At 62.7% G+C, this 23876-nt stretch carries 19 protein-coding genes, 1 tRNA gene, 3 pseudogenes and 1 other annotated feature; of the genes and pseudogenes, 8 read left to right on the top strand and 15 right to left on the bottom strand.

The annotated features are described in order from the left end of the window. The first annotated feature begins 136 nt into the window (after positions 1-136). The 3 genes from H2O17_RS07580 (at position 137) to H2O17_RS07570 (ending at position 1033) form a co-directional block, all read left to right on the top strand. Entirely contained in the window at positions 137-535 is a 399-nt protein-coding gene (locus H2O17_RS07580; protein ID WP_182049137.1) for a DUF3052 family protein, read from the top strand. A gap of 138 nt (positions 536-673) precedes the next feature. Continuing rightward, positions 674-747: transfer RNA gene (locus H2O17_RS07575), tRNA-Val, on the top strand. 88 nt (positions 748-835) lie between these two features. Then, a complete protein-coding gene (locus tag H2O17_RS07570; RefSeq protein WP_220456735.1) occupies positions 836-1033 on the top strand; it encodes a hypothetical protein in 198 nt (65 codons plus the stop codon). Positions 1034-1061: 28 nt separating this feature from the next. Here H2O17_RS07570 and H2O17_RS07565 read toward each other — a convergent pair. The 5 genes and pseudogenes from H2O17_RS07565 to H2O17_RS07545 all read right to left on the bottom strand — a co-directional run. Next, positions 1062-1382: pseudogene (locus H2O17_RS07565) on the bottom strand (integrase core domain-containing protein); the annotation flags it as partial. A 4-nt stretch (positions 1383-1386) separates the two neighbouring features. Further along, complete coding sequence (locus H2O17_RS07560; protein ID WP_425486310.1) at positions 1387-2790, bottom strand: IS30 family transposase; 1404 nt, start codon at positions 2788-2790, stop codon at positions 1387-1389. 86 nt (positions 2791-2876) lie between these two features. Then, positions 2877-3826: pseudogene (locus H2O17_RS07555) on the bottom strand (IS3 family transposase); the annotation flags it as partial. Continuing rightward, positions 3393-3527: a sequence feature (AL1L pseudoknot), on the bottom strand. It overlaps the preceding pseudogene by 135 nt. A gap of 248 nt (positions 3827-4074) precedes the next feature. Further along, a complete protein-coding gene (locus H2O17_RS07550) occupies positions 4075-5319 on the bottom strand; it encodes an MFS transporter (protein WP_182049136.1) in 1245 nt (414 codons plus the stop codon). Continuing rightward, positions 5316-6848, bottom strand: a complete 1533-nt coding sequence (locus H2O17_RS07545; protein WP_220456734.1) for an ATP-binding cassette domain-containing protein — start codon at positions 6846-6848, stop codon at positions 5316-5318. The genes H2O17_RS07550 and H2O17_RS07545 overlap by 4 nt, the downstream gene beginning before the upstream one ends. Before the next feature lie 566 nt (positions 6849-7414). On the opposite strand from H2O17_RS07545, the pseudogene H2O17_RS07540 reads away from it, so the two are divergent. Further along, positions 7415-8726, top strand: a pseudogene (locus H2O17_RS07540) (ISL3 family transposase). Here the strand turns inward: H2O17_RS07540 and H2O17_RS07535 are convergent. The 6 genes from H2O17_RS07535 to H2O17_RS07510 form a co-directional block, all read right to left on the bottom strand. Then, complete coding sequence (locus H2O17_RS07535; RefSeq protein WP_182049134.1) at positions 8695-9039, bottom strand: hypothetical protein; 345 nt, start codon at positions 9037-9039, stop codon at positions 8695-8697. The pseudogene H2O17_RS07540 and the gene H2O17_RS07535 sit on opposite strands and share 32 nt — an antisense overlap. Beyond that, a complete protein-coding gene (locus H2O17_RS07530) occupies positions 9036-9503 on the bottom strand; it encodes a ribonuclease H family protein (RefSeq protein WP_182049133.1) in 468 nt (155 codons plus the stop codon). The genes H2O17_RS07535 and H2O17_RS07530 overlap by 4 nt, the downstream gene beginning before the upstream one ends. Before the next feature lie 117 nt (positions 9504-9620). Further along, complete coding sequence (locus tag H2O17_RS07525; RefSeq protein ID WP_182049132.1) at positions 9621-9773, bottom strand: hypothetical protein; 153 nt, start codon at positions 9771-9773, stop codon at positions 9621-9623. Between the two features lie 12 nt (positions 9774-9785). Continuing rightward, on the bottom strand, positions 9786-10109 hold the full coding sequence (locus H2O17_RS07520) for a hypothetical protein (protein ID WP_182049131.1): 324 nt from the start codon (positions 10107-10109) through the stop codon (positions 9786-9788). A gap of 102 nt (positions 10110-10211) precedes the next feature. Continuing rightward, complete coding sequence (locus H2O17_RS07515) at positions 10212-11426, bottom strand: SIR2 family protein (protein ID WP_182049130.1); 1215 nt, start codon at positions 11424-11426, stop codon at positions 10212-10214. Then, positions 11423-12922, bottom strand: coding sequence for an AlbA family DNA-binding domain-containing protein (locus H2O17_RS07510; RefSeq protein WP_182049129.1), 1500 nt, complete (start codon positions 12920-12922; stop codon positions 11423-11425). The genes H2O17_RS07515 and H2O17_RS07510 overlap by 4 nt, the downstream gene beginning before the upstream one ends. A 430-nt stretch (positions 12923-13352) precedes the next feature. Here H2O17_RS07510 and H2O17_RS07505 point away from each other — a divergent pair, with 430 nt between their 5' ends. Together H2O17_RS07505 and H2O17_RS07500 are read left to right on the top strand one after the other, a co-directional pair. Further along, positions 13353-13592, top strand: a complete 240-nt coding sequence (locus H2O17_RS07505) for a hypothetical protein (RefSeq protein ID WP_182049128.1) — start codon at positions 13353-13355, stop codon at positions 13590-13592. Beyond that, positions 13589-16039, top strand: coding sequence for an ATP-binding protein (locus tag H2O17_RS07500; protein ID WP_182049127.1), 2451 nt, complete (start codon positions 13589-13591; stop codon positions 16037-16039). Before H2O17_RS07505 ends, H2O17_RS07500 begins: the two co-directional genes overlap by 4 nt. Before the next feature lie 600 nt (positions 16040-16639). On the opposite strand, the gene arsA is transcribed toward H2O17_RS07500, so the two are convergent. The 3 genes from arsA to arsM form a co-directional block, all read right to left on the bottom strand. Next, positions 16640-18514, bottom strand: a complete 1875-nt coding sequence (gene arsA / locus H2O17_RS07495; protein WP_281363043.1) for an arsenical pump-driving ATPase — start codon at positions 18512-18514, stop codon at positions 16640-16642. Then, on the bottom strand, positions 18505-18939 hold the full coding sequence (arsD, locus tag H2O17_RS07490; protein WP_182049126.1) for an arsenite efflux transporter metallochaperone ArsD: 435 nt from the start codon (positions 18937-18939) through the stop codon (positions 18505-18507). Before arsD ends, arsA begins: the two co-directional genes overlap by 10 nt. A gap of 208 nt (positions 18940-19147) precedes the next feature. Next, positions 19148-19924 carry an arsenite methyltransferase gene (arsM, locus tag H2O17_RS07485; RefSeq protein ID WP_182049125.1) on the bottom strand — a complete coding sequence of 259 codons (777 nt, stop codon included), beginning with the start codon at positions 19922-19924 and terminating at the stop codon, positions 19148-19150. A gap of 84 nt (positions 19925-20008) precedes the next feature. On the opposite strand from arsM, the gene H2O17_RS07480 reads away from it, so the two are divergent. Further along, positions 20009-20377, top strand: coding sequence for an ArsR/SmtB family transcription factor (locus H2O17_RS07480; protein WP_182049124.1), 369 nt, complete (start codon positions 20009-20011; stop codon positions 20375-20377). 688 nt (positions 20378-21065) lie between these two features. After that, a complete protein-coding gene (locus H2O17_RS07475) occupies positions 21066-22880 on the top strand; it encodes a DNRLRE domain-containing protein (protein WP_182049123.1) in 1815 nt (604 codons plus the stop codon). Here the strand turns inward: H2O17_RS07475 and H2O17_RS07470 are convergent. Further along, entirely contained in the window at positions 22870-23640 is a 771-nt protein-coding gene (locus H2O17_RS07470; RefSeq protein WP_182049122.1) for a carboxymuconolactone decarboxylase family protein, read from the bottom strand. The genes H2O17_RS07475 and H2O17_RS07470 overlap by 11 nt on opposite strands. Between the last annotated feature and the right edge of the window lie 236 nt (positions 23641-23876).

The raw sequence follows: 23876 nt of genomic DNA, 5'->3' as shown, positions 1-23876 counted from the left end.
AGGGTTGACGATTGATCTGGTCTTGTGATGAAGGTTGATCTGGATTTGCGCGATCAACCTCTTTCATTCTCACATCTTCGGACCGAATGGCGGGGCGAACTTGCGAAATACCGCCGAATGTTGTGGGCTTATACCTATGAGATCGTTCGGTTTCGCTGAAGGAAGTGTTGTTCAAGAATACGGCTACGACGACGACGTCGATTCCACGTTGAGGGAAGAGATCGCGAAGTCCACGGGCCAAGAGCTGGTGGATGAGGATTACCCCGATATCGCGGATGGTGCCATCGGATGGTGGCGCGACGAGGATGGTGACGCCGACGATCTAGCAGACTTGCTGCTTGATATGAAAGCAAACCTCGAGTCTGATGCCGCGCTGTGCTGGATTCTGGTGCCCGGGCCGCGTAAAGATGGCCACGTCACAACGGACGTCATTGAGGAAGCCGCTGAAACAGCTGGCCTCATGGCAACCACAAGTGTGGCGGTAAACGAGGGATGGCAAGGCGTTCGCCTGACTGCCCAGGGCCCTCGCCGCTGATCTGGCTGCTAATCCATATAGTCCCTAAGCTTGCGGGTCTGTTGGAGTAACCCGATTCGGATTACTCCAACAGACCTGCTAACATCTTCTAGTTGCCGCTTTGGAATCGCGGCAACAATCCAACGCCTTCGGGTGATTGGGCCTATAGCTCAGTTGGCTAGAGCGCCACGTTTACACCGTGGATGTCAGGGGTTCGAGTCCCTTTGGGCCCACGTAAGTTGAGCAAATCGAAACCTGCCCCGCCTGAGTGCGGGGCAGTTTTGTTTCTGCGGTGACTTCGGTCGGGGCATCGATGCTGGTGTGGGCGAGGACGCTGGCGGTGGTCTGCTCGGGGGTGTAGGTGGCGTTCTCTTCGTCGTCGATGGTGATGTGGGTGAACAGGGCGCGGTTGAGGATGCGTCGTTCGGCTGGTTCGCACTTGTTGTAGGGCTCGTCGAGGTCGACCAGGAGTTCGGCGAGCTGGTCCAAGCCCATTCGGGCGTCGGCGTAGGTGTCTGAAGCGCCCTGGGTCTGATGGAGACTCGCGCTATTTGGTTCCGACCAGCAGATTGCGGTCGGCTTGGACAGCATAGAACGCGTTCTCGAACTCGACGGGCGGGACGTCGCCGAGGTAGCCATGGAGACGTTGCGCATTGTGCCAGTGCACCCACCCGAGCGTCGCGAGCTCGAGGTCCTCGACGGTCTTCCACGGTCGTTGGCGGGCAGGTCCGCGGACGAGTTCGGTCTTGTAATAGCCGTTCACCGTCTCGGCCAGGGCGTTGTCATACGAATCGCCGACGGTTCCGATCGAGGGTGTCGCGCCGATCTCCGCGAGGCGTTCACCGTAGCGAATCGACGTGAACTGGGCGAGTTCAACCGGTCGACGCAACACCGGGCTGTTGAAGCGAGCATAGCTGCTCGGCGAACACCTCCGCCGGGGTGCGCCAGCCGAGGACCTTCCGAGGTCGGTTGTTGAGAGCGAGAGCGACCGCTTCGAGGTCCTGGGCCGACCACCGCGACAGGTCGGTGCCTTTGGGGAAGTACTGCCGCAGCAGCCCGTTCGTGTTCTCGTTCGTCGGTCGTTGCCAAGGCGAGTGCGGGTCGGCAAAGAACACTCTCGTACCGGTCTCCAGGGTGAGCTGCGCGTGCCCGGAGAGCTCCTTGCCGCGATCCCAGGTGAGAGTCTGGCGCAGCTGGATGGGCAGCGTAGTGAGCGACGCGGTCAGTGCGGCGTTCATCGCAAGAGCGCCGTAGCCGCCGAGCGCGGGCCCGTTCTTCACCGCGGGCTGCTCGCCCCAGCCCTCCAGGCGGGGCAGGTGCACCAGGATCGTGGAGCGGCTGGAACGCTCGACGAGGGTGCCGATCGCAGACCTGCCGGTGCCGATGATCAGGTCGCCTTCCCAGTTCCCGGGAACTGCGCGATCAGCGGCCGCAGCGGGCCGCTCGGAGAGCACCACGTCGGCGGTGACATGCCCCTGAGGCTTGTTCCGTGACCGCTCTCGCGGCCGGCGCAGGGCCCGCCCGGTGCGCAGACACGTCACCAGCTCGCGTTTGAGCGCGCCGCGGCCCTCGATGAACAGCGACTGGTAGATCGCCTCGTGGCTGATGCGCATGGACTCATCATCGGGGAAGTCGATCTTCAGCCGGTGGGAGATCTGCTCCGGGCTCCACGCCGTCGACCACCGCCGGTCAGCCCGACGGGGCTTGTTCAGCCCCTTCCAGGGCTGCGACCTCGGTCCTGTGACGATCGTGCCGTCAGGGCGACGCACGTGCCCGGCAAGCCGCTCCTGGACGTACTGGCGCAGCCGCGGGTTCTCGACAAGCTTCGCGGTCTGGGGCCGCTTGGCGGCATGCTGGGCCTTCCACTGGGCGACGACCGCGCGGTAGTCCTGCTTGCCGCCACGAGTGGCGGCGTTGCGGCGCAGCTCTCGAGAGATCGTTGCGGGGTCACGCCCCAGAGTGCGGGCGATCTCACGCACGCCCTTGCCCTGGACCTTGAGCAGCGCGATCTCCTCGCGTTCTGCGAAGGTCAGGTAACGGCCGCTGGGCTCGGCCAGCGAGATCGGTGGCATGCCGCCAGCGTGGCGAAACCAGCGGCTCCCGACCGGCACAGACACGCCCACCATCAGCGCCGCCTCGGCTGAGGTGATGCCCGTAGCGATCAGCCGCCAAAACTCCCGCTGCACCGCTCGCGAGGGTTCCGGACGACCGGGCGAGCACATCGCGGGCCTGAGAGCTCGATCGGCACGCCACTGTCGGCGAAGCCCCTCGGGCATCTCGCTGGTCTTCCTGCTCCAGACCGCCGTTGCCATCCCTGAACACCTCCGAGGTCAAGGTGTTGCGACGACCGGTTGAATCCGCCCTGAGAGCCCGCGTCGCTGTGACAGCGCAGATCGGCGTGGTGGCGTCCGCGGGACCAGCGGGCCATCTCGATCGCGTCGAGGACCATCTCGGTGCGCATGTGGGACGCGACCCGCCAGCCCACAATCATCCTGCTGAACGCGTCGACGATGAAGCACACGTAAGCGACGCCGGCCCAGGTGGGCACGAACGTCAGGTCCGTCACCCAGAGCCGGTTTGGTGCGGTCGCGGTGAACTCGCGCTTGACGAGGTCCGGGTGCCGCGCCGACGCCGGATCCGGGCGGGTGGTCTTCACCCGCTTCGACCGTCGGGCGCCCTCGATCCCCGCGACCCGCATCAGCCGGGCGGTCTGATCCCGACCGATCACGATCCTCGCTCGTCGGGCCGCCTTCCACAGCTTGCGGACCCCGTAGACGCGGTAGTTCATCTCCCACAGCTCGACCAGCCGCGGGATCAGCTCCTCGTCCCGCAGCGCGCGAGCCGAGGGGGCGCGGGTCTTCGCGGCGTAGTAGCTGCTCGGAGCCACCTGCAGCAGTCTGCAGATGAGCTCGACTCCGAGCCGGCGACCGTCGACCAGGTCGTCCTTGTTCGCGTCGATGAACGCGACTACTTCCGGTAGTGGCGGTCGAGCTCCGCCCCGAAGAAAGACGCCGCACGCTTGAGCACCTCGTTGGCGCGGCGAAGCTCCCGGTTCTCCTGCTCAAGCTCCCGCACCCGCTGCGCTTCGGCGCTGCTCACGCCCGGGGTGACGCCGTCGTCGATGTCGGCCTGCTTGACCCACATCCGCACGGACTCGACCCCGTAACCCAGCTGCGTCGCGACCCGCTGCACCGTCCCCTGCGTGACGCCGAGCTCAGCGCGCAGCGTCCTCACCATCCGCACCGCAGCGGCCTTCTCCTCGCTCGAGTAGCGACGCGTCGTCGGCTTCCCATTCGCCAGTTCCTTCGGCATGACTCCATCCTCGTTTCCAAGGTCAGGAGCCTCCAACAAACTCAGGGCGCTTCAACCCGAGAACGCGCGAGACAGTGTCGAGGACATAACCAGCTCCTTCGGGTGCGTGGGCTGTACTGGCCGGGGAGATTGGTCAGTCGTGGGAAGGGGTGGCTGGTTCCCACAGATCCGTGTGGGGACTGTGCTCGTTGTGCGCGTGGAAACGACCCCGGAGAGACTCGCTTGGGGTGGGGAGTTGTGGACTCGCATCAGGCCTTCCCTGCCTCGCCAAGCGTCTTCCTCGGCATTCGGAGCTGGCCCAGCGCCGCGAGGAGAGCCGCTGTCGCAAGAGGCACGAGGCCGGAGGTGATGAACAGGGTGTGGGTGTCAATGTGGCGGCTGAGGATGCCGGTGAGGGCGATGGACAGGGGCATGAAGGCGATGGAGATGAAGAAGTCGAGGCTGGCGACCCGGCCGAGCATCTCCAGAGGGACGTGCTCTTGGAGCACGGTGCCCCAGATGACCATCCCGATCCCGATCAGGCCTCCGTAGATGGCGAGGCCTGCGCCGATGGCCCACGGGTTGTTGGTGAGCGCGGGGATGGACAGCGGCAGGCAGCCAAGCGCCCAGACGCCGACCATGGCGGGCAGGAAGCGTTCCGGTGTGCGCCACGATCCCGCCAGGAGGGAACCAATCAGCCCGCCGGCGCCGAGGGCAGCCAGGATAGCCCCGTACAAGGCCGGTCCGTTGTCGTGCGAGGAGCGCATGAGAGCAGGCAGGAGAACTTCGAGTGGTCCCGTTACGGCCAGTCCCATGACGGCCGCGAACAGGACGCTGGAGCGGACCCAGCGCGTGCGAGCGACATAGCGGAACCCGTCGACCAGGTCGGTGATCGGCGAGGCGGCCGAAGCGTCGGCCTCGGTCTCGGCGGGGGTGGGGGCGGGGAGCTGCAGGGCGGTGAGCAGGGCCAGTCCGAGTGTTGCTGCGATGAGGTACCCGCCCGCGGCGGGCACGCTGGCACCGATGATTGCTCCGACGGCGGCGGGTGCAAGAGCCTGTCCGACCAAGGGGCGGGTAGCACCTTCCAGTCCGTTGACGGCCATCAGGTCATCGCTGTCCACCAGCACGGGCACCAGCGCGGTGTAGGCGGGGAAGAAGAAGGCGGTTGAAGCTCCGATGATGAAGGCAGAGGCCGCGAGCATCCAGAAAGTGACTGTGTCGAGGATTGCGGCGGTGGACGTTGCGGTCGCGATCGTGAAATTCAGGGTAAGCACGCCCACGATGACGGACTTGTTGGGGATTCGGTCGGCGAGGACGCCGGCGGGGAGGGACCCGACGAGAAGACCGATGCCGCTCCAGGCCACGACACCCGACAGTGCGGCGGGCGTGGCACCCAGGTCGAGGGTTTGCATGGCCAGGTAGAGGGCCCAGGCGCCCTGGGCGAAGATGGTCAGCACCATCGCTGCGAACAGCCGGCGGTACGTGCGAATAGTCAAGGGGTGAAGCGGGTTCATGGCATGTCCTTCGGGTCAAGGTTCAGGTGAGGCCAGTCGGCCAGGTCATGGAGCATCTGCCGGTCATGCGTGGCGACGATCACTGCGCAGGTGGCCTGCAGGAGCTCGGTAGTGATGTCGTCGACGAGGCTCGAGGACAAATGATTGGTGGGTTCGTCCAAGAGCAGCAGGTCTGGGGCCTGGGCCAAGCACATGGCTAAATGAAGACGGCGTTGCTGCCCTTGCGATAGACGCCCCACGGGCGTGCCGGTTGCAGAGGCCTCGAGCAACCCGAGCGAGTCCAGAGCTGGAGCCGGGGATCCGCGGCCCAGCTTCGCCAGGTACGCTTCGTACGCCGCGTGGGCGGAGCTGGAATGATCCCAGTCGGGCACCTCTTGGGACAGCAGAGCGATGCGGGCTTTCGGATTCACTCGCACGCCTCCCGTGGTGGGGGCCAGCCGCCGTGCGAGAACTGCCAGCAAGGTTGACTTGCCCGCCCCGTTCGGTCCGGTGACCACCAACCGGTCCCCGCCGTTCACGTCCACCGAGACCGGTGTGTCCAACCGGTCCTTCACGGTGAGTTGGGTGGCGTTCACGATGCTCTGTCCGGCACGGGTCGACGAGGCGGGCCACGCCAGACGCAGTGGTGGTGCCGGCACGTCGATCTCATGTCGTTCCAGGTCTTCGACGCGTCGGTTGAAGGCCTGGACCACTCCCGCAGCGCGTGTGGCGCGTTGGTGCTTGCCTGTGCCCTTGTCTGGCCTCCATCCGCCCTGGGACAGTCGCGATCGTGCTTCGGCTGCAGCGCGTGTCAGTTCTGCGTGCTGCGCGACCTTGGCGGCATGGTCTTGTTCCCACGCGAGGCGTTCTCGTCGGCGGCCTTCGATCCAGCCTTGGTAGCCGCCCGCGTAGGTTCGCGGCACGCCATCGCGGGTCGGGTCGAGATCCAGGAAGGTGGTCGCCACGTCATGCAACAGAGCGCGGTCATGGCTGACCAGAGCCAGACCACCGGGGTGGCCACGCAGGCGCTCAGTGAGGAAGGACAGTCCTGCAGCGTCCAGGTGGTTGGTGGGCTCGTCCAGCAGGAGCAGGTCAGGGGTAGATCCAAGTGCGACGGCCAGCCGAACCCGGTAGCGCTGGCCCACCGACAAGGTCGACAGAACGCGAGCGCGGTCGCTGCAGGCGTCCAGGCCTGCCAGTGCGATGTCCACGCGCCTTTCGGCATCCCAGGCATCCAGCAGCGTGGCGGCCTCGAGGGCGGCAGAGTAGGTATCAGCCGCGTCGTCGCCTGCGGCGAGTGCAGCGCTCGCCACGTCGAGTGCCTCGAGCGCAGACCTGGAGGGAGCAGTCGCTTCGGCGATGAGGTCGCCTACGGTCCGGTTGCCCTCGGTGGACATGTCCTGCTTGACCAGGACGAGGGAACCCATCTGGGTCACTAATCCCGAGTCGGGTGTCAGGATCCCCGCCAAGGCGTGGAGCAAGGTGGTCTTGCCGCGGCCGTTGTCGCCGACGATCGCCAGGCGGGACCCGGCGGAGACCGTGACGTCCACCCCGCTCAGGACATTCTTGTCCCCCAAGGTGATGTGGATTGATTCAGCGCGGATGTGTGCAGCAGGCCCGTGAGGCGTTCCGTTCCACACACACGAACGCAAGGTTGGGGTGATTGGCATTGCATACTCTCAGCTCGTCATGGAGCCGGGCAGCACAAGATCGCCGCCCGACAGATGGCCAGGACGGCAGACGAGAGATCAGAAGGGGTCCCGCCGCCGTCAGCGGGCGGAACGCAGCTTCATCGAGGCGATGCCTGAGTACATGGAATCAACTTTACCTAGCCCGGTGAGTCTTTGTCGAACAAGTGGCGCATGCGGCAATCCCAGTTCACGGCGAAGTAGGGCAGCCGGGTGGCCGTTACAGCGAGCACAACATCAAGAGCTGCCACGCGTCTTGCAGATCGAGGTTGGGAGGCTGCCGGCTCACCTGTGTGACGAGCAGGTGAGGGGTGGTTTGGGGGCTCTTCGCAGTTGAGGGTGTAGCGGGCGGCGCGTCGGTGCCTGGGTAGAGGTCGAGGTCTCCCGAGGATGGAAGTTCTCACACTGCCCATCTGGAAGACCTCGACGTGCCTGACGCTACCTTCGTCTGCCCTGATCTGACCACGTTCTGCCGCCTGGACGAGCTCGGCCTGGAAGTCCTCGGCCAGCGGCTCGAGCCCGGCCGGGCGGTCCTGGCCTGCCGGGTTGTAGAGCCGGATCCCTGGTGTCGGCGCTGCGGGTGCGAGGGCACTGTCCGAGACACGGTCACTCGGGAACTGGCGCACGAGCCGCTGGGTTGGCGACCTACGACGCTGCTGGTCACGGTCCGCCGGTACCGGTGCACCGGGTGCGGGCACGTGTGGCGTCAGGACACCAGCGCCGCAGCCGAACCACGCGCCAGGCTGTCGCGTCGTGCGCGGCGCTGGGCGCTGGAGGGGCTGGTGGTCGGGCACCTGAGCGTCGCCCGGATCGCCGAGGCGTTGGCTGTGTCGTGGAACACGGCCAACGATGCGGTCCTGGCCGAGGGGCGTCGGGTCCTGATCGAGGACCCCGGGCGCTTCGACGGCGTTGCGGTCATCGGTGTCGATGAGCACGTCTGGCGACACACCCGCCACGGCCACAAGTACGTCACCTTCGATCATCGACCTGACCCCGATCCGCGACGGCACCGGTCCCTCCCGGCTGCTGGACATGGTCCCGGGCCGCTCCAAGCAGGCGTTCAAGTCTTGGCTGGCCGACCGGCCTCAGGCGTGGCGCGAGGGCCTGGAGGTCGTCGCGATGGACGGGTTCACCGGTTTCAAGACCGCCACCGCCGAGGAACTGCCGGACGCGACCGCGGTCATGGACCCCTTCCACGTCGTGCGTCTCGCCGGCGACGCCCTGGACAGGTGCCGTCGCCGGGTCCAACAAGATCTGCACGGTCACCGCGGCCGCGCCGACGACCCGCTCTATCGCGCCCGCCGGACTCAGCACACTGGCGCTGACCTGCTCACCGACCGCCAGCGCGAGCGGCTGACCCGCCTGTTCGACGTCGAGGAGCACATCGAGGTCGAGGCCACCTGGGGCATCTACCAGCGCATGATCGCCGCCTACCGCGATCCGGACCGATCCCGCGGCCACCAGATCATGACCGAGCTCATCGCCTCGCTGAGCCACGGCGTCCCGGCCGCCCTGACCGAGCTCATCACCCTGGGACGGACCCTGAAGAAGCGAGCCGCGGACGTCCTTGCCTACTTCGATCGCCCCGGCACCAGCAATGGCCCGACCGAAGCGATCAACGGCCGACTCGAGCACCTGCGTGGCACCGCGCTCGGCTTTCGCAACCTCACCAACTACATCGCCAGGAGCCTGCTTGAGACCGGCGGCTTCAGACCGCGGCTACACCCTCATCTGCGATGAGCCGAACAAGATCAAGCGCATCTGTCGAGTCGGTGTCGTGACCATAGACCACAAAGACATTCTTGTTTAAGCCGGGCTTCGGTTGAAAGCCAACCGCGTCGTCGCCATCCACAAGGGGCTCGCCTGCCTCTTTCCAAGCCTTGAGTTCAGCCGCCAAAGGCGTACTTTTGCCTTGTACCTGAACCGTCCCAGTCTTGAAGAAGTTGATCACTTCGTCCGACTTGGCGCGAACCTGGATACAATGCTCCTGGTCTTTTGTCTCATATTCCACCCCGCGTTGAGTGAGAAACGCTTCAACCTCAGTCTGATTCATGGCCTGTGCCCTTTCGCTTCTGATGAGTTCCTGCCAGAGACCTGAGTTGCTGCATGCCTCGCGAGCGAATCGACTTTTTCGTTTAGCGGATGACCAGCATGACCCTTCACGTGTTCCCATTCGACATCACGTGTTTCGAGTTCTGCGGCAATCAGTTCGAGGCACTGACGGTTTTTGACCGGTTTCTTGGCGGCCGTTCGCCAACCATTCGCCACCCAATTGGGAAGCCATTGGGTAAAAGCGTTGATTACATACATGCTGTCAGCTTGGATCAAGAGCGGCACCCTTGGATCGTGCGCTCTGAGCGCCTCATAGACGGCACGAAGCTCCATGAGGTTGTTGGTCGTGTCAGCCACGCTCCCTGAGTCGCAACGACCATCGGGACATGCCCAAGCCCACCCACCTGGGCCAGGATTTCCTAGGCACGACCCGTCGGTGGCGACCGTAATCCGTTCGCCGCTCATGTGTCCGATAATACCGAGCGCGGCAGTCATGTCTCTGCTCGCGAACTGCTGTCGGCAACTGAGTCTCAAACCTGCTGCGCGCTTCTCAGGCTTTCGCAATGTGGAAGAAGTGCCTGCTTAGCGCATGTTGTGGTGCTTGAAGTTCTCCAGCACGCCACGGTGGTCGATCAATGCCTGGTCGTAGCTGTCTTCCCCGCCGAGCAGAAGCACCCACGGCCAGTCAGGGATGCGCTGCCCAGCGTCGCGAAACGCGATCTCCGCGAGTGGCACGTTCCGGTCGTCCTAGGACCAGCCTTGTTCACCCACGTACTCGCCCGGCATCGCGCGGTAGGCCCCCGAGTTGCTGGCGTTCGTGCGTTCATGAAGCAAGCTCATCCGGTACTCGTAGCCGTGAAAGGTGTCCCCATAGTCAGAGGGCTCGGGGATCAGTTCGTCAAAGATCGCGCGGACGTCGGCTTTGAGCAGGTGGCTCAACGGATACGTCCAGCCATTGCCGCCGCTCCACCTGGGAAGAGCGTTCACCGATTCCTTGTCGAGGACTCGGTAGGGGTGGATGACCTGGCAGGCAGGCAAGCGAATCCTCGTTCCCGTATCTACGGCGCCCATGACCTCGGTGGCGAGTTTGATGAGCAGGTCGTCTCGTCCTCGCCGTGTCGCAGCGACGCCTATGGCAGTGTGCGCGATGAGCGCCGGGTATAGCCGTGCTTGTTAGAGCAGTTGCTGAACGGGGACACCCAGGAGCCGCGTTGTGCTGGTATCGAGCAGGCGTTCCAGGACGTCCATCCAGAGCCGGTCATGGGCTCCGTCGGGGTCGTGCCACGCACCGGTCACAAGTAGTGCGCACAACTGTCGAGATTGTTCCCGATGTGCTTCCAGCACGTCTTGGAGAGCTGCTGCGTCGAGCCCGTCGATGGAGAGCGGCTGGTTCTTCACGCCTTCGATGACTTTGTCGGTTGCTCCCATCACCAGGTCGTGCAGGTCGATGCGGTGCACAGGATCGGGCAAGTAGCGCTTCAAGCGTGCCACCGCCATCGCGGTCGTGAGCGGCGGCTCGGCGAGACGGTCGAGCACCTCCAGTGCGGAGGAAAGGTCGCTGAACATCTCGTCAGCTCCCGCGGTCGGGATCACGTGGCCCGAGCGCGTGGCAAAGAGCTTCTGAGCGTTGACGCCCTTCCGGCTTCGCGCATCCCAGTACAACGGATAACGACGGTTGGGAGTGGACTCGATGAGCCGAACCAATGCGGTGTCCCACTCGGCTGACCATCCCGAGACAATGAGGCCGTACTCGTCGAAGACGCGAGCGAGCAGCGTTACCCATTCGTCCGGGTACTGGTCGAGCTCGGCCGGAGTGTTTCGGGAACCGAGATCGAGATAATCCCCGTGGACCTTGATCACTGTGGCCGGCGCGTGGGCGAGCGGCTTCATGCCGTTGACTGCCTCCGGCCGCGCGATCACCTGTGGTGCTATCCCGACCGCATCAAGCGCCTGCTCCATGAGCCGGTCGAAGTTCGTTGTCACAATGACCTTCACTGATCCCCGCTTGACTAGCTCGGCGATCGCGAGGTGCCCCCTGCTCGGCGTCTTGATTCCTTGTTCTCGTTCGTCATCGGACGGCTCGAAGAAGTCCGCCAACAAGCCCTGCCTGGTCGCCGGGGTGGGTGCAAGCGCTTCAAGAAGCGACGAGTACCCAAGGGGTTCTCCGTGGTGGTCGTGCCACCACTTTTCGGGGTCACTGGCGGCATCCTCAATCGATGCGGGGTCCTCGACGGCTGCGACCCGACGCACCAGTTCGGTGACGACACCCCATCCAGTAGGCACACCAGCGCCGGTGGACACGCCGGAGCCCAAGAGCAAGGCGTAGACGCCGGGCTGTGCTTGCATCGACGTCGCGAGCATCGCCAGCGGTGACAAGGGGTTGCTCATGTGCCTTCTCCAAGATGGTTGCTGACGAATCGCTGCGCCACCTGGGGTAGTGACCACCAATGCCCGCCGAAGCCAAACGATTCGCGCTCCGCGCTGGTGAATACCTGCGTCATCGCTTCGGCGACCTTGCGCTCGTCGGAGGTGGGGAACATTGCTGCACGCGCGTCCGGATCGCTGGCGACGACCTCGAATGCTGGATCAGACCGGTCCTGGTTCATCGCTGATGCGGCCGGGTACCCGCTTCCGTGATGCTTGCCCTCGGCGGCCACGATCAGGCAGTAGAGGATGTCGAACTGGCAGAGGGAGTTGAAGAGCGCGTCGTCGTGGGCAAGGTCGCCGGGGTCGGGCACTGCGCTCCCGGGGACATCAGCACCCAGGGCCGGTTGCTCACTCATCAGCACCCGCGCGGCAGAGATCATCAGCCCGCCCTTATCCTTTGGAAAGAGATCCGCACAGCTTGCATCGACCTGTCCGTGTCTGATCCAGGACGAGTAGATGTAGATGTCACCGCTTGGCGGGTAGGGGCGAAGTGCGAGGTCGTGAACGACGGACCACTGTCGAAGGCGGACCGCGAGGCTGCCAAGGACGTACACGAGCGTGATGATGTCGAGTCGCGCGGCGGCGTCGCCATGACCGAGCTTGGCATAGGCATCGAAGAGGCTATCGATGGCTTTCTCGGCAATGGCATCACGCTCGAAGTACATCGCGTGAGCCGCAAGGATTGTGATCTTGTCCAGAGCTGTCCGGCGCTCATCGGGGTTGCTGACGAGTGCGGTGGCCTGTCCGAGGAACTGTCGCAGACGGATGTCGCTGTCGGCTTCCAAGTGCGACACCACCGCATCACCGAAGGCGTCGCCTGCCATCTCAACCGCCAACGGCACGAGCGCGGGTCCGGCGCCGCCCGTCCTCATGGCAGCGGCCAGGTCAGCGATCAGCGAATCGACGTGTGCGCGGGCCTCCTCACGGAGTCGCTGGTCGCGGTGACTCAGCGGATCGTTCCAGTGCGCGTGGCGAAGCGCAGTGTTCCTGGCACCTTCGCGAACAAGGACATCTCTCTCGCGGAAGACCAACACCTGCTTGCTGTTTGGGCCAGAGAACTGACCCAGCTTGCTCATCGGCACCGGAAGCCCGTCCCGATGGTGAGGCAGGTAGATCAGGACGACCTCATGCCCATCGACCTCGTGTACCTGCGAGATCACATGGATTTCTCCTTCGATGTACTTCCTGATCGTGTCACCCAACCGGGCACCGTCGAAGCGAGCGCGATCAACGATGGTGCCGGTAGGAAGCGCCAGGGCGCCGTCGTCATTGACGCCGACCAGGATGTAGCCGCCAGGCGGTCTGTTGCTCATCGAGACCGCGTCCTTGACGAAGTTCAGCTCATCCTGCTTGACCGTCAAGTCCAGCTCGGCCTTGAACTCCAAATGCGTTTGCTCGGGCAACTGGAGCAGCTCGACCAGCTTCTCCCGATCGGTGCGTCCATCAACGACGATCAAGCTCCATCACCGCCGTCATCGACACGACTGTCGGGAGAGGGCTGAGACCCGCGCTGACGCAAACGACCGGGGGACGCCATGGCCTTCGAAGGGCCCGCTTCCGGGCGCCCCCGGAAGTGTGGTGATTGCCGCACGACTCTCCCTTCGTCAGCCTCGCTCGTCCAAGCACCTCCCGTGCGAATGCTCAGCGATCATGATCCAACTCTACGAGGCGGGTGGCACCGAATCGAGTTGCCACGACGCGCTGTCGGTGACGCGTCCCGTCGGGAGGTGAACCAGTCCCTTCGCTCGGGCTGTGCGGCTCTCGAGACACACGTGTGGGCGAGGCGAGTCCGCGGCAGTGGAGCGCGCGTGCTGGTGGCGGAGGTCCTCCGCACTGACATGGCAACGTGCGTTGGCCCACATCCAGTGGCATCTCGGCGGTAGAATCGTGATTGCCATCAGTAAACAGGCGGTCCAGGTTCCGCCGCGATCGCAAGCAAAGGGGCGCGGAGTGGCGGGCATCGAATCTGAGGTCTTGGACACCTTCCTGGCCGAACTGACCGCAGTTGATGACGTGCCGTCGCAGGTGACCGAGAGCCTTGCAGCGTTGCTGGCGGCGGACAAGCTACCGAAGCCGGACCAGCTTGTGGCGCTCTACACCGATGCGAGTGGTGAGTCAGCGCTGTGATCCAGGTTCAGAAGCTTCGCATAGAAGAGTTTCGCGGCATCCGCGACCTCGACCTCGACCTGGGCAGCAGTTCCTTCGTGGTGGTCGGACCGAACGGGTCGGGTAAGAGCGGAGTGGTCGACGCCATCGACTTCGCGTTGACGGGCAACGTCGCTCGCCTCAGCGGAGCTGGCACGGGCGGCATCTCCGTCGCGAAGCACGCGCCGCACGTGCACCAGCGGGATAACCCAGCCGCTGCTAGCGTCACCTTGACGTTCACACACCCAGCCAGCGGACAGACCGGCACTCTCACTCGCAGCGTGAAGACCGCAGGCCAGTTCACCCTAGAGCCCAAGACTCCCGAACTCGTCGCAGCCGTGGAATGGGCTGCTCGCCATCCTGAGCTGATCCTGTCTCGACGTGAAGTCATTAAGTATGTCAACACCGAGCCGGGGAAACGTGCCCAAGAGGTGCAGGCTCTTCTTAAGCTCGACCGTATTGACGAGACTCGTCGACTACTCAACACGGCCCGCACCAAGACGAGCGCTGCCGCCAGGAGCGCGGACGACGCCGTGAAGTCCGCAGAGGATGCCGTCAAACGCGGCCTCGACATCACCGATCTGCTGCCGAGCGAGGTCACGGTGGCGGTCAACAAGAAGCGTGAAGTGCTCGGCCTGGAAGCGCTGCCAGCAACCACCCTTGAGACTGACCTCAGCGCCGGAGCCAGAACCGACGACAGTCAAAGCACTTTCAACCGAGCTTCGGCCATCCGGGACATCGAAGCCGTCACCAGCTACATGGCTGAGCACGAAGACCTAGACAACGCAGCGAACGACCTGGACGCGGCGTTGAGCGATCTCGATGCCGATCCCGCAGTCCTCGACTCGTTAAAGCACCGCCAACTGGTCGAGACCGGCCTGCCACTAGTCATCAGTACCGCCTGCCCGCTGTGCGACCTGGAGTGGCCCGACGTCGCGTCGCTGCGGAAACATCTGAACGATAAGCTCACTCGATCCGAGACCGCCGCAACGCTCCAGCAGCGCATCCAGACCGCTGCGGGCAAGGTGATCGGGCAACTTCGCGGGGTGCGGTCCCTGATCCAAGCGGCACAACCGCACGCTGTCACGATGGGACAGTCTGCGTTGCAGACGTCTCTCTTGGAGTGGTCGAATGACCTTGCCGCGTTCGAAGCGAAGCTGACGACAGTCGAGTCCGTCCGTGACGAGTCCGAGCGCGTCACCACCGATCCGTTGGCCGCTCCGTCACCGATCGCTGATGGATTGAAGGCGCTTCGAACGACGATCGAAGCACTGCCGGACCAGACCGCAACTGAGGCTGCACGGACATTCCTCACTGTCGCTCAAGACCGCTGGACGCAACTACGCCAAGCGCGAGCGAAAGCAACCAAGGCAACCGCAGCTCACAAGGCGGCGAACGCGGCCTACGAGAAGTACAACTCTGTGGCAGATGCGGCACTTACGACGCTCTACAAGACCGTCGAGGCTGACTTCAGTAGCTTCTATCGGCAGATCAACGCCGACGACGAGTCATCCTTCAAGGCGGGGCTGTCACCGACCGCCGGGAAGCTCGACCTTGAAGTTGACTTCTATGGGCTCGGCATGTTTCCACCCATGGCTTACCACAGCGAAGGCCACCAGGACGGGATGGGGGTGTGCCTCTACCTGGCCTTGATCCGCCAGCTCCTCAAATCGGACTTCCGGCTCGCCGTTCTCGACGACGTCGTCACCTCCGTGGATGCCAACCACCGCCGACAGTTCTGCAAGCTGCTCAAGGACGTCTTTCCCGACGTCCAGTTCATCATGACGACCCACGATGAGGTTTGGGCGCGCCAAATGCAGTCCTCGGGTCTCATCGCTCGACGTTCTCTCGCTCGGTTCCACGGTTGGACCGTCGATGGGGGACCGTTCTACGGTCAAGGTGGTGACTTCTGGACTCAGATCGAAGCCGACCTCGCTAGCGACGATGTTCCTGGCGCTGCTCACAAGCTACGGCGCAATCTGGAGTCGTCCCTAGCCGACATAGCTGCAAGCATCCAAGGCCAGGTCGTGTTCCGCGCCGACAACAACTACGACCTCTCATCCTTCTTCTCCGCAGTCAAAGGCCGGCACGGAGATCTGCTCAAGAAGGCCACCGCCTCAGCGAACTCATGGAACCACGACGCAGCGAAGCAGAAGGTCGAAGGGCTGAAAGACGAGCGAGCGAAGGCGATCCTCGCCCAGGACGGAGAGAACTGGGCAATCAACGCCCTCGTCCACAACAACGACTGGGCAACCATGACGAAAGCAGACTTCGTACCGGTCGTTGAAGCCTGCAAGCAGTTCCTCGGACTTTTCACCTGTAGCAACGATGCGTGCGACGGGTGGATCTACGTCCTCGGCATCCCCGGAAAGGAAGAAGAACTCCGATGCTCCTGCGGGGACTTCAATCTGAACCTGCGGAAGAAGTAGCAACGGACTTCCTCGTGTGCTCCCAAACAGTCGCGCGATGCACATCGAACCGCCTCGCAATCGACAGGACGCTGTCGCCGTTCTCTCGGGCTGTTCGGATAGAGTCCACTTGCTTTGCCGTCAGGGGAGTTCTAGCTCGTCTCCTTGGGTTTGCGACGACTCCCGGCTCGTTGACGGTGGCGCCGTTCGACGCATCAGCGACACCGAGTTTCGCCTGATTCCACGCGGAACTCAGCCGCTCGAGCCTCTGCCAGGTGTTCGGTTTGAGTCCACCCGCGTCCACAATAGAATGGATGTTCAAACCCGCGACGTGCGGGGGTTGAACATCCCTTGCTTGTCGTCGCTGTTCGTAGGCGAGTGCCTCTGCGTGGAGTGCCGGGTCGAGTAGTTCCCGGTCGCATATGCCTCGAACGCCCACCGCACGAGGGCGGCGCGGTCCGGGTCAACACATTCGCCACCGCTTTGTACGCGGGACTCACGATCGAGCAGATCAGCGACCTTGACCTCTCCTATACGCCGCCGCTCGGCTCGCCGTGGGATGCCGGACAGGTCGCGACCCAGGCGTGGTCGACCAGGCACACTAGCGATCCGCGATCATCGTCAGCGATCTGAGCGCGAACTCGAACTGATACTGTTCACTGCTAACGGAGACCCGGTCATCGCAAGCAGGCCGGAAACCCCGACTGGCGGGTCTGCAAGAAGGGGGACGACCGCCATACGATTGGCTGTCGAGTGGACCCGCCTCACATGCTCTGCTTCGTTGGCGGCGATGGTGCGTAGGAATGGTGAAGCCGGGTTGGCAGCGGCGACAGAGTCATTTACGACCCATCCCCAAGGGGTAATGCCTGCCCGGCCAAGGTCCTCCTGCAACTGTTCAGCTTCGAGAACGGGTGTTGTTTCTGGAAGTGTGACAATGACGAGTTTCGTGTACTCCGGGTCCTGAAGCCGCATCATGGGCGTGGTGTATATGTTCTCCGTGCCCATCTGGTGCATGACTTCGCGGTGGTAAGACCCGGTAGCGTCCAGCAACAGGAGCGTGTGCCCAGTTGGGGCAGTATCCATGACGACGAACTTATGCCGAGCCTGACCGATGGCCGCGGAGAACTGGCGGAACACCGCGACTTCCTGAGTGCAGGGGGAGCGTAGGTCTTCGGCGAGCTGTTTACGGCCAGTCTCATCGAGGTGCGCTCCCTTGGTGGAGAGCACCTCTTGTGTGTATTCGACAAGGGCTGCGTCCGGATCGATTCGTTCTACGGCGAGGTTGTCCAGGCCATCATTCATTGCTTCTGTCAACCCTCCGGCCGGGTCGGTTGTGGTCAGCAGAACGTCGTTGCCGCGTGTGGCCAGGGTGACTGCGATTGCCTCGGCAATTGTGGTCTTTCCTACGCCGCCCTTTCCCATGCACATGATGAGGCCGTTCCCTTGGGCTTCTAGAGAATCGATCAGTGACCGTAGCGAGGGAAGTTCTTGATCGTGCCCGGTCGGCAAGGGCGTCTCCGACTGAACAGTGGATTCGACTGCTCCTCGGTGCATCGTGAACATGTCGCGCAGGCTGGTGACTCCCATGATGTTCCATGGGCGCAGTTCGAGGATGTCGCGCGGTAGCGATGCGATGCCCGCAGGCATGGTCCTCATTGCGTGCTGTTCCCGGCTCCGGATCGCAGTCTGGAGTGGGTCTTTATCGCCAGCGTCGGGCATGACCGCATTGATCACGAGGTATTGGTTTGCGAATCCGACATCCAAAAGCTCGCCACGCGTCCTCTCGGCCTCTCGGAGGGCGGAGTCTTGCGCACGGGCGACGAGTACAAGCCGCGACAGCTCCGGGTCTGCAAGAGCATCGACGGCGGCCGCATAGACCTCGCGGTGTTTGTCCAGACCTGACATGGGCCCGAGACACGACGCATCCCCTTGCCCGTTATCGATGAAGCGGCTCCAGTCGCCTGGGAGTTGGAGAAGACGGATCGTGTGGCCAGTGGGGGCGGTGTCGAAGACGACATGATCGTAGCCACGAGTGCGGTCCGGTTCGGCCAGCAGGTCAGTGAACTCGTTGAAGGAGGCGATCTCGGTGGTGCATGATCCGGAGAGTTGTTCGGTCATCGCAGCGATCTCTGCGGCGGGCAACAACGCCCTCACCGGACCGACAATCGACTCGCGGTATGTGGTCGCAGCTGCCTCCGGGTCGATCTCCAGAGCATCGATGCCAGGAGCTGCCGTCAGCGAAGTGATGGTGTTGCCAATGAGTTGCCCGAAGACCTGCCCGACGTTTGACGCCGGATCGGTGCTCACCAGCAGCACCTTCTTGCCACGATCGGCCAGCGTCACGGCGGTGGCGCAGGCCACCGAGGTCTTGCCTACACCGCCCTTGCCGGTGAAGAACACGAACTTAGGCAGGGCGGTGAGGATTGTCATGTCGATAGGAAGCTGCCCAACGTCAGTTCGCGGATTCCTTCGAGTTGTCATGTCATTCAGCAGCATGATCCACCCCCGCAACAACTCTCTCCCGACGCCTGGGCGGTTAGTCCCAGGTCCTCGTGGACGGGGTCGCTGCCGCCTAGTAGTGCGAGCCGTTCGAGCTGGGCTCGGTCCGGGTAGGAGCCGGTGGCCACGGTTACCCCGTCTACTATGACCAGCGGCAGGCCGGCCGACCCGACCACGTTGAGGAAGGCGCAGACAGCCTCGTTGTCAACGAATGCTCGGGGATCATTCGCTAGGTTGTGGCGAACCACCTGAACACCGTGAGATGTCAGGTAAGCGCAGTCCGCCGTAAATGAGATGAGCGCTTGGCTGGGGTCCGTTCCGCACACACCCGTGTTGCAGCACAGTGCCGGTTCGAACACCTCGATTACTCGTGATGAGGGTCGCGTTCCTTGGGCGAGGTCAACGTTCTGTGTTGATGACATGAAACAAATCTCCTTAGATATGGGTGGTATTGCGGCGGGTTCGTGAATGGCGACCTGTCTCGATGAACAGAAGTGCCGACGTGGTCAGGGCGGGAGACGTCTGGACTCGACGTGAGATGGCACCGCAATCACGGGGACCAACCACATCGAAAGGGCGTGTTGATTGTGAAGCCAACAGCGCGGACCTGCACCGGCGACAGTCAGGACTTCACTGCGGCTTGGCAGCTCGGATGATCGCCCCGTGCATGCCTGGCGCAACCTCGTGAGTGAACTCCACCGAGGTGTCGACAAAGCCGACAGCCGCGAGTCCGTCAAGGTACTCCGAGCGGGACATGGCTCCGGCTATGCATCCGACGAATGACCCCCGTTCTGCCCGTTCGGCGGGGGTCAGGGCGTCTTCGGCAACTACATCGGAGAGCCCGATCCGGCCACCGTTCACGAGGACGCGGAACATCTCGGCGAGCACAGCCGGCTTGTCGGTCGAGAGGTTGATGACGCAATTGGAGATCACGACGTCGACCGCGGCATCGGGCAGCGGCACCGCTTCGACCGTGCCCTTGAGGAACTCGACGTTCTGGGCGCAGGCCTCGGCGGCGTTCGCGCGGGCCAACGCCAGCATCTCATCGGTCATATCCACGCCGTAGGCGAACCCGCGTGGTCCGACACGGCGGGCGGAGAGCAGAACGTCGATCCCGCCACCGGAGCCGAGGTCGAGCACCCGTTCCCCTTCTCGCAGATCGGCCACCGCCGTAGGATTGCCACAGCCCAGACTCGCTAGTACAGCTTGACTGGGCAGGTCATCGGTCTGGGACGTCTCGTAGAGAACCGACCCGAAAGTCGTCCCGACCCCGGCTGACACCGCGCCGACCGCCGGTTCACAGCACGAGGCTGCCGAACCGCAACAGCCACCGTCGGCGACGGACCGAGCCGCGTCTGCGTACCGCCGCCGCACCTGTTCCCGGGCAACCTCATCCTTACCAGTCATCTACATCTCCCATCGACGAATCTCTATACGACCCATACTGCACGACATATCGACATGTGTCAATGTGAGCAGTAATATGAACGCATGAACATAGCGACCGCGAGTCTCGCCCCTACCAACGCCACCTGCTGTGAGGCGCTGACAGTGGAGGCTGTTTCCCCAGCGCACGCTGAACGGGTTGCACGAGTTTTCAAGGTGCTCGGTGACCCCACCAGGGTGATGCTTCTGTCCCTGATCGCCACCAGTCCCGAGGGCGAGGCGTGCATCTGCGATCTGACCGGACCAGTGGGGCTTTCCCAGCCAACTGTTTCCCACCATATGAAGCAACTCAGCGATGCTGGTCTCGTCACACGAGAACAACGGGGCAAGTGGGCCTACTTTCGGGCGATGCCTGGAGCCATCGACGAGATCACGAACGCTCTTGGCTTCATCGTCCGTGTGCCAAAGCAATGACCTCTTCGATCCGGAATACTGATGTCGAGGTGGTTCTACTCTGTCATTGCTCGCCGTGAGCGACTAGCTATCGACCATGTTGAGCAGTCGTGACAATTGCAATCACACAGATGCAGCATATTCCTGGGATTATTGTCAGTTCACATCGCTCGATTAGTTCTTACCAGCATTTGCAGGCTCTTCCAGCTCGATTCTTAGAATGGGATTCCTTGCGGCAGCAATTCACATCTGAGGTCCAAGCGAGATATTTCGGGAGGGGGCTGGAAGATGATTGTCGGTTTCACCGCGGTGATCTGCATCATTGCCACACGCAGTGCTTTGACTTCCAAGGAGACCAAGGATGTGCCGACGGCGAAGCTGGGTCTCGTTTGATGTGAGGTCACGTTGAGGCGCGTTTTACTGCCTGTCATGACATTCTCATGGATGCTTCGGGATCCCCAGATAGTTCTTGGAGAACTTACGGGAGGTTCTAGGACTTTTGTCATGTCGCTAGGTGAATACAATATCTTCACCTCTCCTTACCGTTGCAGTTAGATCGTGTAGTGCTGCGGGGGCTGGGCTCGATAAGAAGTGCCGGTTGGCTCAATGTCTCTGTTCTCATTGTCGAGGCGGGACCAACCTTCGACAGGTGGTTGCGGTGTCTTTTCTCGGTGTATCCCGTGCGTCTTCTTTTAGTCGTTTTCGATGGATGAGCGGAGTGGGCCTTCTGGTGGCCTGCGCGATGGTCATGGCGGATGCGCCGCCAGTCCTCTCCGACGAGCCCAGCACAGATGAGGCTACCGCCAACAGTTCCAGTGACGAGCAGCTCATCTCGCCCGTGACAGGCGAACTCACGGCTTCCGACGAGTTCTCAGCGCAGTTGCTGGCGCGGTTGCGTGGCGAGCGCGTGGAGGATCTGTCCCAGCGCACGGAACGGGGCTCTCTTTTCGCTTTGCCTGATGGACAGTGGCAGCAGGTCGTCGCCACGGGTCCGGTGTGGGTTCGGCTCGGAGGAGACGGAACCGCCAACGAGGATTGGGCCGCCGTGGACGAGACCCTGCGCCAGCGTGAGGATGGTGCATACGGGCCCGTTGCCCATTCTGGGGAGGTGCTTGTTTCCGGTGGCGAATCCGCCGGAGACGACGGCATCGCCACCGTCGCTAGCGTTCAGGATCCAGTGACGGGTTTGGTCAGCGAGTTGACTTGGCCCGGCGATCTTCCGGTGCCGAGCGTGGAGGGGCCGCGGGCGACGTTCGCTGCCGTCCAACCGGGGATCGACATGGTTGTGCAGGTCACCGGTTCGGGCGTCGAGAAGTTCTTCATCGTGAATGAACGCCCGGAGGAGGGAACAGAGATTTCGCTCCCGGTGACCGTCGCGGCGGACGGCGCCACGAGCCAGGATACGGGCGATGGTTCCGTTGAGTTGGTAGGTGATAACGGCGTAGTGGCCCGAGTGGGGTCGCCAGCCATGTGGGACGCGGCAGCCGACGGGCAACTGGCGAATCCACTCACGCTTGAATGGGAAATGTCCACGCAACAGAGTCTGTGGGCTCTTGCGGAAACGAAGAATACGCCTCCGAAGGATGAGGGTTTTGACGCGGATGACTCTCCTTCTGCGCAGGAACCGGATGATGAACCCAGAGAGGTCGGCGTGACCGTGCCGGTGCCGACGAGCGTGAATGTATCCGAAGAATCTGCCCAGGTCTTGTTGCAGCCGGCAGAGGACTTCCTTCAGTCTGAAGGTGTCGACTATCCGTTGATCGTCGATCCGAGCGTGTCGATCGGAGTGGCTTTTGATGCATTCGTGCAATCGGGAGTGACCGGCGATTTTTCATCGGATCCTGAGCTCCGATTGGGCACATTCGACTCCGGGAACACGGTTGCTCGTTCGTTCCTGGGATTCACTACCTCTGCGGCCAAAGGGGTCAAGGTCACCTCAGCGCAGATCAACCTATGGGAGTTCTGGTCCTACTCATGCAACGCCCGCCAGTGGGATCTGTGGTCGGTTTCGGCGGCGTCGAGCGCAACTCGATGGACCAAGCAACCGACGTGGTTCCAGAAGTACTCGTCCTCGACCGCGACGAAGGGATACTCCTCCTCGTGTGGTGCGGGGTGGGTCTCCATCGATGCGACATCCTGGGCACAGGCGGCATCCAATAACGGTGATGCCACGAATTGGGTTGGTATTCGGGCTGCAAATGAGTCAGACAACTTTGGATGGAAGCGGTTCAATTCCGGCGACGCTGTATCGGGACGCCCCACATTGTCCATCACCTACAATTCGTACCCCGCCACTCCCGGATATACGACTATTCCACGTGGCCAGTACAATTGGTGGACGGATGGGTCCGGCAATAGGAGCCTCTATGTGAACAGTGCTCGGCCTTCGTTCTCTGCTTTGGTGAAGGATCCTGATCGGGGCCAGGTCAAGGGGCGCCTGCCGACTCGATTCCTCATCCCTTTCAGACACTTAAGCCGCACCAGCAGGCTCAGCCAGCAAGGTCGTGTAAGCCTTACTTGTTGAGAGTGGCTTGGTCAAGCACCCGGAGCCCGTTGAGCGTGCGGGGGTATCCAATGAATGGAATCAACTGGGTGAGGACATCCAGAAGCACCTCGCGAGTGTTGCCAATGTTGAGGTTTCCTTGAATGTGACCTGCCAGCTGCGGTTCGCACCCTCCCAATGAGACGAGCATTGTGAAGGTCAGGAGCTCACGAGTCCGAACGTCCAAACCGGACCGAGTGACGAAGTCGCCGAAGCAGTTTCCGGAAAGGGCACGCTGGATGTGCTGTTCGTCGTCGGGAGCGTTTTCATACATGGCGGTGATCGAATCGTGCCCAAAGATATCGCCCTGAATGGCGCGTCCGGATTCCATGCGGTCTGCGGGGCTGGTAGTTGCCTGGCCTTCGAGGGGAAGTCCGATACCACGGTCTGTGAAGAGTTCGTTGACAGCGATGAGAAAATCGAGAACCTTAGACATGCCGACATACGGCACTGCCTGATACACCACTGCCTGATACACCACTTCCTTTATCTGCACCGGGGTTATTCCAGTGTTGAGCGCGCCGGCGGCTAGCGCACGGAACTCTGCGTGCGCCTGCGCTGCGATCGTTGAGGCGAGCTGAGTCAGCAGTCGGGTCTCCTTGGAAAGGTTGCCGTGTGACTGAATCTCGTCAAAAGCGAAGTTGTCGAACACCTCGATCAGCTCTGGGTCCGTGATGGACAGAGTTGAATTTCGCTCGGGAAACAGTTCGTCATGATTCTTCTGTGCGGTGTGTGATGGCATGTCTTCTCCTTGACTTGTTATGGTGGGCGCTCAGTCCGTCACATCCCTAGGTGTGGGGTCTCGCTTCGAAAAAGGCTGTGGGAAATGAAGACCGGAGGAGGCGGGTGCGGTGCGGCATACTCGCCCCGCGCAGAATCCAGCACGATCGGTCGCACCCCATTAAACGCCAGTTCTTTGTGGGGTAGGAGTTGCTGGTCATACGGGTACCAGCAGTACCTCCTACATGAACGGTTCCG

This window comes from Changpingibacter yushuensis (genome assembly GCF_014041995.1).
In the GTDB taxonomy this organism is placed as follows: domain Bacteria; phylum Actinomycetota; class Actinomycetes; order Actinomycetales; family Actinomycetaceae; genus Changpingibacter; species Changpingibacter yushuensis.
Note: the sequence above shows the minus strand (reverse complement) of the source record. Positions and strands in the feature narration are given on the sequence as shown.